This window comes from Brevibacterium pityocampae (assembly GCF_039541555.1).
GTDB lineage: Bacteria > Actinomycetota > Actinomycetes > Actinomycetales > Brevibacteriaceae > Brevibacterium > Brevibacterium pityocampae.
In genome coordinates this window covers 41114-55678 of record NZ_BAABGL010000002.1, presented here as the reverse complement: position 1 = coordinate 55678, position 14565 = coordinate 41114, and the positions used below count along the sequence as shown (strand labels likewise).

At 70.8% G+C, this 14565-nt stretch carries 12 protein-coding genes and 2 tRNA genes; 8 read left to right on the top strand and 6 right to left on the bottom strand.

What is annotated here, in order from left to right:
- Positions 1–21: 21 nt before the first annotated feature.
- The 5 genes from gyrA (at position 22) to ABD883_RS00565 (ending at position 5097) form a co-directional block, all read left to right on the top strand.
- Positions 22–2637 (top strand): DNA gyrase subunit A, encoded by a 2616-nt coding sequence (gene gyrA, locus ABD883_RS00585; protein ID WP_265809772.1) that lies wholly within the window; start codon positions 22–24, stop codon positions 2635–2637.
- Positions 2634–3461: a DUF3566 domain-containing protein gene (locus ABD883_RS00580; protein ID WP_345029052.1), complete on the top strand. Its 828-nt coding sequence runs from the start codon at positions 2634–2636 to the stop codon at positions 3459–3461. Before gyrA ends, ABD883_RS00580 begins: the two co-directional genes overlap by 4 nt.
- A 515-nt stretch (positions 3462–3976) precedes the next feature.
- A tRNA-Ile gene (locus ABD883_RS00575) sits at positions 3977–4050 on the top strand.
- A gap of 154 nt (positions 4051–4204) precedes the next feature.
- A tRNA-Ala gene (locus tag ABD883_RS00570) sits at positions 4205–4277 on the top strand.
- Positions 4278–4431: 154 nt separating this feature from the next.
- A complete protein-coding gene (locus tag ABD883_RS00565) occupies positions 4432–5097 on the top strand; it encodes a lysophospholipid acyltransferase family protein (protein WP_295689097.1) in 666 nt (221 codons plus the stop codon).
- 35 nt (positions 5098–5132) lie between these two features.
- On the opposite strand, the gene ABD883_RS00560 is transcribed toward ABD883_RS00565, so the two are convergent.
- The 4 genes from ABD883_RS00560 to ABD883_RS00545 all read right to left on the bottom strand — a co-directional run bounded on the left by ABD883_RS00560 (position 5133) and on the right by ABD883_RS00545 (position 7896).
- Positions 5133–5450 carry a DMT family transporter gene (locus tag ABD883_RS00560; protein WP_295689099.1) on the bottom strand — a complete coding sequence of 106 codons (318 nt, stop codon included), beginning with the start codon at positions 5448–5450 and terminating at the stop codon, positions 5133–5135.
- Positions 5450–5884 carry a DMT family transporter gene (locus tag ABD883_RS00555; RefSeq protein WP_345029043.1) on the bottom strand — a complete coding sequence of 145 codons (435 nt, stop codon included), beginning with the start codon at positions 5882–5884 and terminating at the stop codon, positions 5450–5452. The genes ABD883_RS00560 and ABD883_RS00555 overlap by 1 nt, the downstream gene beginning before the upstream one ends.
- 33 nt (positions 5885–5917) lie before the next feature.
- Positions 5918–7420, bottom strand: a complete 1503-nt coding sequence (locus ABD883_RS00550; protein ID WP_345029041.1) for a tryptophan-rich sensory protein — start codon at positions 7418–7420, stop codon at positions 5918–5920.
- An 89-nt stretch (positions 7421–7509) separates the two neighbouring features.
- Positions 7510–7896 (bottom strand): protein-L-isoaspartate O-methyltransferase family protein, encoded by a 387-nt coding sequence (locus ABD883_RS00545; protein WP_345029039.1) that lies wholly within the window; start codon positions 7894–7896, stop codon positions 7510–7512.
- A gap of 46 nt (positions 7897–7942) precedes the next feature.
- On the opposite strand from ABD883_RS00545, the gene ABD883_RS00540 reads away from it, so the two are divergent.
- Entirely contained in the window at positions 7943–8365 is a 423-nt protein-coding gene (locus ABD883_RS00540; RefSeq protein ID WP_345029037.1) for a ChaB family protein, read from the top strand.
- A 72-nt stretch (positions 8366–8437) separates the two neighbouring features.
- Here ABD883_RS00540 and mgtE read toward each other — a convergent pair whose 3' ends face one another.
- Positions 8438–9754 carry a magnesium transporter gene (mgtE, locus tag ABD883_RS00535; protein WP_345029034.1) on the bottom strand — a complete coding sequence of 439 codons (1317 nt, stop codon included), beginning with the start codon at positions 9752–9754 and terminating at the stop codon, positions 8438–8440.
- Between the two features lie 262 nt (positions 9755–10016).
- Between mgtE and ABD883_RS00530 the strand changes: the two genes are divergently transcribed.
- Positions 10017–12596 carry a hypothetical protein gene (locus tag ABD883_RS00530; RefSeq protein ID WP_345029032.1) on the top strand — a complete coding sequence of 860 codons (2580 nt, stop codon included), beginning with the start codon at positions 10017–10019 and terminating at the stop codon, positions 12594–12596.
- Between the two features lie 3 nt (positions 12597–12599).
- Complete coding sequence (locus ABD883_RS00525) at positions 12600–13451, top strand: lytic transglycosylase domain-containing protein (RefSeq protein ID WP_345029030.1); 852 nt, start codon at positions 12600–12602, stop codon at positions 13449–13451.
- A 103-nt stretch (positions 13452–13554) separates the two neighbouring features.
- Here the strand turns inward: ABD883_RS00525 and ABD883_RS00520 are convergent, their stop codons facing one another.
- Entirely contained in the window at positions 13555–14370 is an 816-nt protein-coding gene (locus ABD883_RS00520) for a hypothetical protein (protein ID WP_137318471.1), read from the bottom strand.
- Positions 14371–14565: the final 195 nt, after the last annotated feature.

Here is a 14565-nt window from a genome sequence, read left to right as displayed (position 1 = left end):
GAACACGAGGTAAGCAGGCACGTGGCCGACGACACCGAGAACACCCAGCACATCGATCCCGACGCCCCGCTCGAGGGCAACCGCGTCGAGCAGGTCGATCTCAACCTCGAGATGCAGCGCTCGTACCTCGACTACGCGATGAGCGTCATCGTCGGGCGCGCGCTGCCCGACGTTCGCGACGGCCTCAAGCCGGTGCACCGCCGTGTGCTCTACGCGATGTACGACGGCGGCTACCGCCCCGAGCGCTCGTTCAACAAGTGCTCGCGCGTGGTCGGCGACGTCATGGGCCAGTACCACCCGCACGGCGACACCGCGATCTACGATGCGATGGTGCGCCTCGTGCAGCCGTGGGCGATGCGCTACCCGCTGATCTCCGGCCAGGGCAACTTCGGCTCCTCGGGCAACGACGGCGCGGCCGCGCCGCGGTACACCGAGTGCAAGATGGCGCCGCTGGCCATGGAGATGGTCCGGGACATCGAAGAGGACACCGTCGACTTCCAGGACAACTACGACGGCAAGAACCAGGAGCCGATCTACCTGCCGAGCCGGTTCCCCAACCTGCTCGTCAACGGCTCGGCCGGCATCGCGGTGGGCATGGCGACGAACATCCCGCCGCACAACCTCCGCGAGGTCGCCGCCGGCGCCCAGTGGCTGCTCGCCCACCCCGAGGCGACCAACTCCGAGGCGCTCGAGGCGCTCCTCGGGATCATCAAGGGCCCGGACTTCCCCGGCGCGGCGACGATCCTCGGCCGCAGCGGCATCGAGGACGCCTACCGCACCGGACGCGGCTCGATCACCCAGCGCGCCGTCGTCGAGGTCGAGGAGATCCAGGGCCGCACCTGCCTCGTCGTCACCGAGCTGCCCTACATGGTCAACCCGGACACGCTGGCTGCGAAGATCGCCTCCTACGCCAAGGACGGCAAGGTCGCCGGGATCGCCGACATGCGCGACGAGTCCTCCGGCCGCACCGGCCAGCGCCTCGTCATCGTGCTCAAGCGCGACGCGGTGGCCAAGGTCGTCCTCAACAACCTCTACAAGCACACGCAGCTGCAGGACAACTTCTCCGCGAACATGCTCGCGCTCGTCGACAACGTGCCGCGCACGCTCAGCCTCGACGCGTTCCTGCGCCTGTGGGTCAAGCACCAGATCGACGTCATCGTGCGCCGCACCCGCTACCGCCTGCGTAAGGCCGAGGAGCGCGCCCACATCCTGCGCGGCTACCTCAAGGCCCTCAACGCCCTCGACGAGGTCATCGCACTCATCCGCCGCTCGCCGTCCTCGGACGAGGCGCGCACCGGGCTGATGGAGCTGCTCGACGTCGACGAGATCCAGGCGAACGCGATCCTCGACCTCCAGCTCCGCCGGCTCGCCGCGCTCGAGCGCCTCAAGATCGAGGAGGAGGCGACGAAGATCGAGCAGCAGATCAAGGAGTACAACCACATCCTCGAGACACCCGCGAAGCAGCGCGAGATCGTCTCCACCGAGCTCGACGAGATCGTCGAGCGCTACGGCGACGACCGCCGCACCCGGATCCTCGCCGGGTTCGACGGCGACGTGTCGATGGAGGACCTCATCCCCGAGGAGGAGGTCGTCGTCACGATCACCCGCGGGGGGTACGCCAAGCGCACCCAGTCCGCGCTGTACCGCGCCCAGCACCGCGGGGGCAAGGGGATCACCGGCGCCCGGCTGCGCGGGGACGACGTCGTCGACCACTTCTTCGTCACCTCGACCCACAACTGGCTGCTGTTCTTCACGAACACCGGCCGGGTCTACCGGGCCAAGGCCTACGAGCTGCCCGAGGGCTCGCGCGACGCCAAGGGCCAGCACGTGGCGAACCTGCTCGCCCTGCAGCCCGGGGAGACGATCGCCCAGGTGCTCTCGATCCGCGACTACGAGGAGCAGGACTACCTCGTCCTCGCCACCCGCAGCGGCCTGGTGAAGAAGACCCGGCTCGCGGAGTACGACTCGAACCGGACCGGCGGCGTCATCGCCGTCAACCTCCGGGAGATGGCCGACGGCACCCCGGACGAGCTCGTGTCCGCCCGGCTCGTCAGCGCCGAGGACCACCTGCTGCTCGTGTCCCGCAAGGGCATGTCGATCCGCTTCAAGGCCGACGACGCGACGATCCGCGCCACCGGGCGCGCCACCTCGGGCGTCACCGGCATGAAGTTCAAGGGTGACGACACCCTGCTCACCATGGACGTCATGACGCAGGACACCTACGTCTTCGTCGTCACGGAGGCCGGCTTCGCCAAGCGCACCCCGATCGACGAATACCGGATCCAGGGGCGCGGCGGCTACGGCATCAAGGTCGCGAAGATCACCGAGCAGCGCGGCGACCTCGTCGGCGGGCTCATCGTCGCCGACGGCGAGGAGGTGCTCGTCGTGATGGAGCGCGGGAAGGTCGTGCGGTCCTCGATCGACGAGGTGCCCGCCAAGGGCCGCAACACCATGGGCGTGGTATTTGCCAAGCCTGGCAAGAACGACCGTATTATTGCCGTAACCCGCGGCCCGGAGCAGGCCGTGGAGGACGAAGCCCAGACGCCGGTCGACGAGGCAACCGTGGAAGCGGCTGTGGATGCGCTCGATCCGAGCGATCCGGCATCGACCGCGAGCGAAAGTGAAGACCAGCAGTGAGCGACAACGATCAGAAGCCCGGCAAGGTCATCCGCACCTCCTCCGGCTCGACCCGGCTGTCCGCCGGGGGGTCCGCGAAGGGCGCCGGCGCGAGCGGCGGGGCCCCCGTCGGCTCCGGTCCCGCGGGTGCCCAGGGCGCCTCGGGCCCGGCGACCCGCGTCGATGCGCCGGCCGTGCCGAGCGACCGTGGCCCCTCGGGCGCTCCTGCCGGCACTGCACCCGCCCGGCAGACCGTGTCCGCTCCGACGGGGTCCGCGCCCACGGGCTCCGCTCCGACCGGCTCGGCTCCGACCGGGTCTGCTCCCACTGGGTCTGCTCCCACTGCGGTGAAGACCGATGGGTCGGCGCGCACCTCCGGCACCACCCGCTCGCCCCTGTCCGCCGGGGCCGACGACGACGGCGACTCCCCGGTCCGCGCCTCCTCCGGGGGCGTGAAGATGGGCGGGAAGTCCAAGCGCAAGGGTCCGCGCACGGTGCGGCTCACCGTCGCGAAGCTCGACCCGTGGTCGGTCATGAAGATGGCCTTCCTGCTCTCCGTGGCGATCGGCATCGCGACCGTCGTCGCCGCGCTCGTGCTGTGGCTCGTGCTCCAGGCCACCGGCACCATCCAGGGGCTGCAGACGACGCTCGCGGAGATCGCCGGCACCGAGGGCGCCGACCAGCTGCTCGGCCTGTTCAGCCTGGGTCGCGTGCTGTCGTTCTCCGTCATCCTCGCGCTCGTCAACGTCGTCCTCATGACGGCGCTGTCGACGCTGTTCGCGTTCCTCTACAACATCGGCTCGTCGATCGTCGGCGGCTTCCACCTCACCCTCACCGACGACTGATCGCGGCGCGGCCGGCTGCCGGACTGGCCGACTGCCGGACCGCCCGGCGGACCCGCTCGACCCCTCCCTCAAGCTTCAATATCCTGCGGTTCCTGAGAACGGAACCGCAGGATATTGACGTCTGGGCAGGGTGCGGCAGCGGGCTCGACGGAGACGCATCGCTCTCCAGGCAATCCCGTGTGGCCGGGGCGGTTCCGCAGGCAGTCCAGTGGCGCCCAGGCGGTTCCGCAGTCATTACAGTGCGCTTTCGAGGGCCGAACCGCACTCGATCGATCCTTGAGCCGCGCTTGCCCGCCACTCGCGGAGAGTGGGGCTTTCGGTCGAGGGTGGTGGCATCGATGCCACCACACACGGTCGAAAGCCCCACAGTTCCGGTTGGCTGCCACGGCTGCCGGCGAGAAGAGCGCGATGGCCGGGGTAGTCGAGGCGAGCGAGATGCGGAGCGACCGGCGGCAGCCGGGATTTGGCACCCGGTCGACTTGTGGCTATAGTTGATTTTCGGTTCATCCCGATTCGGGCCTATAGCTCAGGCGGTTAGAGCGCTTCGCTGATAACGAAGAGGTCAGAGGTTCAAGTCCTCTTAGGCCCACGGAACCACGACCGGACGGAGACGTTGTGAAGAAGTGGTTGACCCTGACGGGAGTGCTGTCCGCGGCAGCCGGAGTTCTCCTCGGATTCCGTAGCAGACGGCAGCGCACTCATCAGACCTGGTCCCAGTACACCGATCACGTGTGACGGACCGCGGGGGTATGGCGCAATTGGTAGCGCACCTGCTTTGCAAGCAGGGGGTTAGGGGTTCGAGTCCCCTTACCTCCACAGAACGGACCGGCCTCTGATTCGCAGACATGCGATCAGGGGCCGTCGTCGTCCCCGCTCCTCGCAGGCACGAGCCCCGGAGACTCCAGGACGACCGCCGGAGACACAGCGGAACGTCGCCTCACTCCCGCCATCCGCCGACTATCCTGGACCCATGCGCACCCCAGACTCCTCTCCTACCGCCGAGTACGACCGTGCTTACGAAGCGGTGCGCACCGCCTTTCGCCATTCCATCCGGCTCGTCCACCGACCCACGGTGACCGGGCTGGAGAACGTGCCGCGCTCGGGGCCGGTGATCATCGCGAGCAACCACCGCTCGTTCGTCGACTCGGTATACCTCTCCGCGCTCGCACCTCGGCAGGTGAGCTTCATGGCCAAGGAGGAGTACTTCACCGGCACCGGCCCCAAGGGCTTCGCCTCCCGCACCTTCTTCGAGGCCGTGGGCAGCTTCCCCGTCAAGCGCGGCTCGACCGCCGACGCCGTCAAGGCTCTCGAGGAGGGCGAGGAGATCCTCCGCCAGGGCCGGATCTTCGGCATCTACCCCGAGGGGACCCGCACCCGCACCGGTGCGATCGGCACCGGCAAGACCGGGGCCGCCGAGCTCGCGATCCGCACCGGGGCCACCATCGTGCCCGTCGGCATCATGGGCACCGAGCGCGTCATGCCCGTCGACAAGAAGTTCCCGCGCCCGGTGACCTTCACCATGCGCTTCGGAAAGCCGATCCCGGCACCGGAGCGACGGCAGCCGGCCGGCCCGCAGCGCCGTGCGCTCACCGAGGAGATCATGACCGCGATCGCCGGTCTCATCGACGACGTGTGACCCCATCGGCAACCCCGCCGAGGCGCCGGCCGGCCTCAGTGCCCGCCCACCTCGATGAGGAGCACCCCGCCGATGATGAGGACGACGCCGAGCCCCATGACCCAGGTGAAGGGTTCGGCGAAGAGCACCCGTCCGAGCACTGCGGTGAGCGCCACCCCCGCGGCCGCCCAGATCCCGTACGCCACCCCGAGCGCCATCCCCTGGGCGAGGGCGAGGGCGAGCATGCCGAACGCGAGGACATAGCCGGCGCCGACCGCCGCGAACCAGGCCCGCCGGCCCACCGCGGCCATGCGCAGCGCGAGCGTCCCGCCCACCTCGCAGACGATGGCGCCGATGAGGAACAGCCAGGCCATCAGCGGTCAGCCTCTTCGGCCGGGCCGGTGTCCGGTGCGCGCCCTGCCGGGGCGGCGGGCGCCTCGGCCCCGGTACCGTGATCCTGCGCACCGGTCGGCCCCGTGCGCGAACCGAGCTCGACGCACAGGACCCCGGTGATGACGAGCGCGATCCCCACCCCCATGAGGGGAGTGAGCGGCTCGCCGTAGACCGCCATCGACAGGACGGCGGTGAGCGCCACCCCCGCTGCGGCCCAAATCCCATACGCCACCCCAAGGCCCATGCCGGTGCGCAGCACCGCGGTGAGCAGGGCGAACGCGCCGAGGTACCCGAACACCACGACCGCATACAGTGCCGGGGCTTCGAGCGCGCCCTTGAGCGACAGGGTGGCCGTGACCTCCGCGGCGATCGCGCAGCCGAGCAGCGCCCAGCCGCGGGCGGCCATGGATATCATGTGTGGTCTCCTGGACAGGAGCCCCGCCCCGACTCAGCGGCCGCGATTGAGGCGGGCGATCGATGCGGACAGAGCGACGGCGAGCCCGGTCCATGCCGCGTACGGGGCCAGGACGACACCGCGCTGCGGGGCCGAACGTGCAGCCCGGCGCACGAGGTCGGCCGAGCTCAGCGCAAGAGCAGCGGCCTCGATCGTGGAGAGGACCGGCTTCTTCCCCCGGAAGAACAGCCCCGTCCAGCCCGCGTTGAGCACGAGATTCGTTCCGAGCGCGATCGCGGAGTTCCGCACCGCCTTCCGGTTCCCGGCCTCGAGGTCGTCGGCTGTGACGAGGGCCGAGATCACAGCGAGGTCGGCGTAGAGCAGCGTCCACACGATCGGGAACGCGGCCGCGGGAGGCTGCCACGCCGGCTTCCGCAGGGAGCGGTACCAGCGGTTGCTCGGATCGGTGAGGATCGTGCCCACGGCCGCACATGCACCGACGGCCGCCGCCGAGCTCAGGAGCACCCGGCGCCAGCGGCGCGTGTCGAGACCCTCGCCGTGCTCTCCGTCCGCGACCGCGGTGCGGACCGCTTCCTCGAAGGTCTGGTTGCCGCCCGGCGGGCGACCGACGAGGTCCTCGAGATCGCGCTCCCCGAGCACGGTGTCGTTGAGGAGGCTGCCGATAAGCGGTTCCGCGAGACCTGCATTCACAGGGGTGACGAGGCCGATCCACTGGGAGGCGAGGCTCGGGGTGGTGACCGGTGCGGTGAGGACGCGCCGTTTCGGCAGATCGACGGCCGCGGCGTACCGCTGCATCATCTCCGCGTAGCTCAGGGTGTCGGGCCCGCCGATGTCGAAGCTGCGGTCGACCTCTGCGGGCAGGTCCGCGGCACCGACGAGGTAATGCACGGCATCGCGCACGCTGATCGGCGTGATCCGGTTTTCGACCCACTGCGGTGCGACGGCTCCGGGCAACCGCTCGGACAGGTGACGCAGCATCTGGAAGGATGCGGACCCTGCACCGAGCACCACGCCGGCCTGGAGCGCGGCGGTCGGCACGGCGGAGTCGAGGAGGACATCCCCGACCGTCACGCGGGAGGCGAGGTGCTCCGACAGCTCCTCACCCTCCGGGTGGAGACCGCCGAGGTACACGATCCGGCCCACCCGCTGCTGCTCGGCCGCGCGGGCGAAAGTGCGGGCCATCTCCCGCTCGTGCTCCGCGAACCCCTTGCCAGTGCCCATTGAGTGCACGAGGTACCAGGCGACATCGATGCCGGTGAGTGCTGCGGCGAGATCCTCGCCGGAGTCGGCGTCGCCGACGTGCACCTCGACCTCACCCGATCCGGCGGCCTGTCCCTCCGGGACGACCCGGCCCGCCCACGGCATGGTGAGCGCCTTGTCCCTCGAACGCGACAGGGTCCGCACCGTCCACCCCCGCTCGAGCAGCTCGGTGGTGACCTGGCTCCCGATGTACCCGGTGGCGCCGGTGACGAGTGCGCGCCGCGCCTGCCCGGTCTCTGGTGCGGCGGGCAGTGTCGGTGCGTTGTCTGCGGTCATGGGTGACTCCCTTCATCCGCCGTCAGCCTATATCCGCAACCTCAAGGCTCCTTGAGACTCGCAGAGGCCGCGCACGCGGCGATGGTCGATCAGTCGTAGATGAGCGGGACGAGGGAGCACCCGCCGTGCTCGGTGATCTCGATGCTCCCGTCGTCCGACTCCCGCACCCGCAGGGTCGGCGCGGCAACCGGGATGACCATGATCCCGCTGGGAGCCAGCTGCGCGATGAGTGCCTCGGGCCGGTCCCGGGCACCGGCGGACACGAGGATCCGGTCGAACGGCGCCTCTTCCGGAATCCCGATTCGTTCCGGGTCCGCCTGCCGCACCTCGGCCCAGGGCATCCCGAGCCCGGCGAGCACTTCGGCCGAGGCGTCCCGCAGCTCGGGCACGAGCTCGCACCCGAGGACCCGGCCGGAGGGGGTGTCGTCATGCGCCCTCCCGAGGGGCTGTTGCGGGCTGGTGCTGCGTGCCACCATGGTAGCCACCGCGATCCGCTCACACAGCCCCCCCGAGGAGGCCGCCATGCCGAAGACGAACCAGGACGGGCACGCGAAGAAGTCCGAGATCCCGTCCACCCTCGAACGCTCGGATCAGTTGGCCCAGGACACCTTCGCCGAGGCCTATGACGCCGCCGCGGAGCAGTACGACAGCGGATCCCGCGCCGCACGCACCGCCTGGGCCGCCGTCAAGCACACGCACGAGAAGGTCGGTGACCACTGGGAGCCCAAGGACGAGGCCGGGCCGTCCGACGAGCGCGTCGAGCGCGGCGGCCCCGGCACCGCGGGTGCCGCCGGCGGGGTCGACGCGAACGCGTCCAAGGAGCACCTCTACGGGCTCGCGCAGCGGCTCGACATCCCGGGCCGCTCGGAGATGACGAAGGACGAGCTCGACGAGGCCCTGCAGAAGGCCAACGACCGGGAGACCGCGGAGTCGCGCGAGGAGTGAGCCGGCCGAGCGGCCGCAGCACCGGTGGCCGCCCGTGCGGCGGTGCCGCCGGAACCGCCCCCGTGCTGCCCGCTACACCCCGAGGATCGCCCGGGCGACGAGGAAGTAGAGGACCAGCCCGCTCGCGTCGACGAGCGTGGTGATGAACGGCGCGCTCACCACCGCTGGGTCGATCCCGACCTTGGTGGCGAGCAGCGGCACCACCGCGCCGGCGGTCGCGGCGAGCACGCAGATCCCGACGAGCGAGATCGCGAGCACGAGCGCCACCTCGAACCCGGCGAACAGGGTGACCGGGACGAGGGTGCACAGGCCGAGGGCGGCGCCGAGCAGCAGGCCGGTGCGCAGCTCGGTGAAGGCGACCCGGAAGAAGTCGGAGAAGGTGATGTCGTGCGTCGACAGCGCCCGCACCACCGTCGTCACTGCCTGGGCGCCGGTGTTGCCGCCGGTGCCGATGAGCAGCGGGATGAAGAGGGAGAGCACGACCATGCTCTGCAGCGACTCCTCGAAGGCATCGAGCACCCCGACGGTGAGCGAGGCGGCGACGAGGAGGACGAGCAGCCACACGATCCGCTTCGAGGCGAGCCGGATCACCGAGGTCGCGAGGTACGGGCGGCGCAGCGGTGCGGAACCGCCGGCGAGCGCGGCGTCCTCGTCGGACTCGAGGTGGAGGACGGCACGGGCGTCGGGTTCGGTGAGCATGCCGACGAGGCGGCCCTCCGCATCGACCACCGGGACGAGGTCCGCCGAGGAGTGCATCACCGCGTTCGCGGCGTCCTCCTGGTCGTCGTGCGTGTGGACGCAGATGTCATCGAGCGTGAGCTCGCCCAAGCGTGCGTCGGGGTCGGCCGCGACGATCGAGGACAGCGGGATCATCCCGAGGTAGCGGCGGGTGGCGTCGACGACGGGGGCATCGGTAATGCGCGCGCCGCCCGCGGCACGGTCGCGCAGGGTGTCGAGCGCCTCGGCGGCCGTCGCATCGGCACGGAGGATGAGGTCGAGCGGGCTCATCCGGCGCCCGGCGGACTCCTTCGGGAAGCCGAGCAGCCGCATGGTGTCCGCACGGTGAGCCTCGGGCAGCTCCTGGAGGATCCGGTTCGCGACCCCGGCGGGCATCTCGTCGAGGATCGCGGTGCGGTCGTCGGGGGCGAGCTCGGAGAACACCTCGCGCACGGGGCCGTCGGAGAGGTCGGCGACGAGCTCGGAGCCGATGCCCGGGCCCAGACGGTCGAACACCCGGGCCGCCCGGTCCTTGGGCAGCAGCCGGAACACGACCGCGCGGCGGGTCCGGTCCATCCGGATGAGGTCGGTCACGAGCGTGGCGTCGGGGATCTCCGGCAGCCGCTCGGAGATCGTGTGGAGCGGGAGCCGGCCGATCGGTGTCGTCTCCATGGGGTCCTCCGGTTCGGTGGCGGCACGGTCCCTCGATTGTCCCGCACGGGGGTCGAGAACGCGGCCCGCGGGGTGGTGCGAGGTGATGCGACCCTGCTGGTGGCGGCTCGGGACGGGCGGGTGTCCACCAACGGCAACCCGCACGATGCCTGCTGTTAGTATTCAAGTCACCCGTACCAGATTGGCTCGAAGGCTGAGCCACCCACCCCCTCGATACCCCTCGAAAGTGAGCACCGGCGCTGTGACTCGCCTCCCCGCATCATTGTCCCGTGCCCTGACGGGCGCGCTCGCCGCTGCTCTCGTGCTGCCCGGAGCCGTCGTCGGCCTGCCTGTTCAGGCGCTCACCCCGGGACCGAGCGCGCAGCCCGAGCCCTCCGCGGAGGGCACCGATCCGACCGCACCACCGACCGGCGACGAGCCGGGCGGCCGGGACGAGCCGGGCGGGAACGATCCCGACGGGGACGAACCGGGCGGGGACGAGGGCGCCGAGAAGTCCGAAGTCAGGGTCGCCGAGTTCCCCGAGGACGCGCGGTTCGTCCTCAACGACGGGAAGTACCGCAGCTCCATCCTCACCCTCCGCAATGGGGACGATGAGGCCCAGGGCCCGGTGTTCAGGATCCCCTCCGACGATTCCGGGACTCCCGAACCCGAGGAGCCCGGTGACGATCCCTCGGACCCCGAGGACGATCCCCGGATCCCCGATGACGTCATCGCCTACAGCGCCGCCGACCTCGGAGTGGACTTCGCCCACGACGGCTCCGCCGCGGCCGGCCTCGATCAGCCCTACACCTTCGCCGTGACGGCGATCTCCGGGGGTCGGCTCACGATCACCGGCAGCGACGAGCGGATCAACGGCGGGGCGGACACGACGCTCGTCGACGTCGGTCCGGAGGACACTGACGAACGGTGGGCATTCGACGTCGATCATGCCTTCTCCACCACGTGGAATCTCGAGCCGGATCGGGGGATCGGCGGCGAGGTTCCCGAGGGGCCCGGCACCGACGACCCCGAGACGGACCCGGACGACCCGGGCACCGAGGATCCCGGCAACGAGGAGCCGGACCCCGGAGACGAGGAGCCGCCGTCCGAGGTGATCCCGCCTCTGGACGACGAGACCGCGCCGATCATGTGCGTGGCGCTCGAATCCCGCTCGACCGATGAGCACGGGGGGACCCTGCCGACCGGGGAGACCGCACGGACAGTGCTGACCTTCGCATTCGGCGAGGGACCCGTGACGGAGACCTGCGCGAATGATCCGGCGAGCTGGCCCGGCGGGGCGACCGCCTCGACCGGGGAACCCGCGTTCTTCCCCGGAGACGCCTCGGTCGACGTCGACTGGACCGAGGACCGCTCCGGAGACTTCCACCCCGGTCCCGGGCTCGACCTCTCGGGCCCCGCAGAGGGCGTCTGGGCCGGCATCCGATTCGAGCTGTACAAGGCTCCTGAGAACGGCGCGGTGACCTACCGCAACTCCTCTCTCGGGGGCCCTGGGCCCGAGGACGAGCCGTGGTTCCACGCGAACGGCTACACCGAACGCCGATTCACCGCTGCCCATCCCTCGGGACAGAACTACCGCGCCCTGCCCTCGCGTGATGCCCACGCGTCCTGGCAGTTCACCGAATCCGGCACCTATTGCGTGGCGGCAGGTGTCCGGGCCTATGACGAGGACGACGCGGATGCAGGACCGCTCGAGGTCACCCCGGAGATCCTCCGCTTCACCGTCGGAGACGACGCCGATACGAGCGTCGACTGCGAGGACGGTGCCCCCGAGACCATCGAGATCCCCGCTCCGGGGGACGGCGAAGGGCCCACCGACGGGATCGCGCCCCCGGGGGACAACGCCAACGGCAAGATCCCCGCGCGTGGGATGGAACCGCCCGCCGGCCCGGGCGAGGGCGGGATCCGTGCCCGCGACGGCGCCGGAGACGGCGGGATGCGAGCTCCGGGAGACGGAGGAGGCCCGGGCGCCTCGGCGACCCCGTCCCCGACTCCGAGCACACCGGCGACGCGGATCCAGCAGGCACCGCCGCTGATCCAGCAGTGCCCGGTCGAGGCCACCGGCACCCAGCAGGTGCGCAGCGGCCGGATCGACATCCGGGCTGCGAGCACCGACGACGGACTCACCGGCGGCTTCACCGACCTGCGCGGGGCGGAGCCGCGCACCCTCGACTCCGCGGTCTCCGTCGTCATCCCCTCGACCTCCTCGCGCTCGCTCGGTTTCGAGACCGGCGAGCTCGGACCGGCAGGGACGACGATCTGGTCCACCGCGCTCGGCGTGGGAACCTCGGTGCCGCGGATCGGCTGGGACTTCCGGGAGCTCGCTCCCGATGAAGCCGGGGGCACCGTCACCCTTTCCGTCGGGCGGGTCGAGGGGCCTGGCGACTTCGCGATCCTCGACGGCGGCGCCGGCAACATCCTCGCCGACGCATCGACCCCGCTCACGGCGGAGACCGGCCAGCAGGGCACCGCCGCCTTCGCCTTCAACCGGCCCGGCGACTACACGGTGACCTTCGACATCGCCGCAGAGTCCGAGGACGGGGAGAGCCTGGGCGAGACGAGCGTGAAGATGGACTTCGTCGTCGCGGACACGAACTCCGTCGTCGGCAGCTCGCCGCTCATCCGCGCCCTCGTCACCGAATGCGCCGGGATGAACCTCCACGGCCAGTTCGCCGGATTCTCCGATTCCGGACCGAATGCACAGACCGCACCCGAGGCCACCGATCCCCAGTCGGAGGACGTGCTCGGGGACCAGTGGTGGCTCGTCGCGGGAATCGGGTTCGGTCTCGCCTGCCTGCTCGCCATCGCGGTCCTCGTGGTGCTCATGCGCGAAGGGAGGCGGTGAGCGATGACCCGGGCGACCAAGATCTTCATCGCCGTGGCCAGCGTGCTCGCGCTCGTCCTCGGGATCGGCTCCGCCGCTCTCATGCTCCGGCTCGCCTCACAGCCCGGCGTGGCCTCGGAGCCCGGGGACAGCCCGGCTTCGCCGCCACCGATCGCTCAAGCGCCGCCGGCACCGTCCGCGGGACCTATCGGGCCCACGGAACCGGCGGACAGCATGGACGCGAGTTCGGTGGACTCTGCGTGGCTCGCATCCACCGCGCAGAGCACCGGGATCCCCGAGCGCGTGCTGCAGGCGTACGTCGCCGCCGGGGTATGGGCGGAGAAGAACCGCAACGGGTGCCGCCTGGGGTGGAACACCATCGCCGCGATCGGCTCCGTCGAGACGAACCACGGGCGCTACGAGGGGTCGAGCGTGCAACCCGACGGGACCCTCGACACCCCGATCATCGGCGCGCAGCTCAATGGCATGGGTGTCGCACAGATCGACGACACCGACGAGGGACGCCTCGACGGCGACGACGAATACGATCGGGCCGTCGGGCCGATGCAATTCATCCCCGACAGCTGGAACCGTCACGGACTCGACGCCAACGGCGACGGGGTCAAGGACCCGAACAATATCGACGACGCGGCGATGACGACTGCGTCCTACCTGTGTGTGGCCGGCGACATGGGGACTGCACCCGGCTGGGAGCGTTCCGTCCTCAGCTACAACAACTCGCTCGACTACGTCTCCAAGGTCTACAACGCCGCGGTGCTCTACGCGCGCTCGGTCGATCCCGGCGCACCCGCCCCGCCCGCCCAGACGGTCCCGGTGGCGACGCCGCCGGCGCCCGGGCGCATCCCGGGACAGTGAATAGCGGATGCCCCGCGGTCGTCGACCGCGGGGCATCCGCTCAACTGCTCCTCAGGTCCTCAGGCCCTCAGGCCCTCAGGGGCGCCTGCGCCCGGTGGAGGCCTCAGTGCTTCGGGGCGTCGGAATCCGTGTCCGAGCCGACCGTGTCCGCGTCCGCGGAATCCGGGTCGGCGGTGACGTCGGTGCTCGCCTCGGCCTTGGCGGCCGGAACGGGGGCCTCGGTCACCGTCGGGGTGACGGCGGTCTGCTGCGAGGCCGGGACCGAGCCCACGGGGCGGGCGTCGGCCGGACGGTTGGCCGGCAGCGGGGTCGACCACGGGTCCTCGACCGGCTGCGCCTTCTTCCACACGTAGTACGCGATACCGGCGAGGCCGCCGATCGCGAGGATCCACACGAGCGCGGAGCCGAAGCCGCCGGACTTCTTGGCCTGCGTGCTCTTGGTGATGTCCTTGCTCGCGCGGGCCAGGGCCTTGCGGGCCTTCTTCACGGCCTTCTTGTCGCCGGTCACGCGGACGGCGAGGTCGTCGACGAACTTGGGCGTCTGCGCGGTGGCGAGCAGGCCGGCCGCGCTCGCGGCCACGGCCCCGGCGCGCTCGGTGGCCTGCGGGGCGATCTCGTCGGTGAACCGGTGGCGGGCGTCGTCGAAGCGCGCCTGGCCTTCGGCGGAGAGGTGGTCGAACTGCGAGCGGCCCTGCTTGCCGAGCTCCTCGAGCCGGGGGCGCAGCTGGTCGTTGAGGCGATCCACGCGCGGGCGCACCTGCGAGGCCGCGTCCTGGAGCTTGACCGAGGCGTCGCGCAGGCGGGGCGCGGCGGCGTCGATCGCGTTGGCCGAGCCCTGGCGCACCACATCGCTCACCGCGTGCACGACGTCGGCGACTTCGTCCTTGATGGTCTTGGGCTGGGTCTTGCGCTTGAACATCTCACCCTCCGATACGGCGGAGCCGTTGGTTGATCCGAACGGTGCTGCCGTCTGCGCGCTGACCGCGCGCAGGGTCCGGCAGTGCTCACCGTGTGTCGTCCCCTCCATTCTAGGGCCTCGCCCGGAACCGGCGACGCCGGGCCGTCCCGATTTGCCTGGGCATTCGCACAGGATCGGGTCCGAGGTGCGTGCGGG

Coding starts and splice junctions, on each gene's coding strand:
- ABD883_RS00565 (WP_295689097.1), top strand. CDS start 4,432: ATGCGCACCCCAGACTCCTCTCCTACCGCCGAGTACGACCGTGCTTAC.
- ABD883_RS00560 (WP_295689099.1), bottom strand. CDS start 5,450: ATGGCCTGGCTGTTCCTCATCGGCGCCATCGTCTGCGAGGTGGGCGGG.
- ABD883_RS00555 (WP_345029043.1), bottom strand. CDS start 5,884: ATGATATCCATGGCCGCCCGCGGCTGGGCGCTGCTCGGCTGCGCGATC.
- ABD883_RS00550 (WP_345029041.1), bottom strand. CDS start 7,420: ATGACCGCAGACAACGCACCGACACTGCCCGCCGCACCAGAGACCGGG.
- ABD883_RS00545 (WP_345029039.1), bottom strand. CDS start 7,896: ATGGTGGCACGCAGCACCAGCCCGCAACAGCCCCTCGGGAGGGCGCAT.
- ABD883_RS00540 (WP_345029037.1), top strand. CDS start 7,943: ATGCCGAAGACGAACCAGGACGGGCACGCGAAGAAGTCCGAGATCCCG.
- mgtE (WP_345029034.1), bottom strand. CDS start 9,754: ATGGAGACGACACCGATCGGCCGGCTCCCGCTCCACACGATCTCCGAG.
- ABD883_RS00525 (WP_345029030.1), top strand. CDS start 12,600: ATGACCCGGGCGACCAAGATCTTCATCGCCGTGGCCAGCGTGCTCGCG.
- ABD883_RS00520 (WP_137318471.1), bottom strand. CDS start 14,370: ATGTTCAAGCGCAAGACCCAGCCCAAGACCATCAAGGACGAAGTCGCC.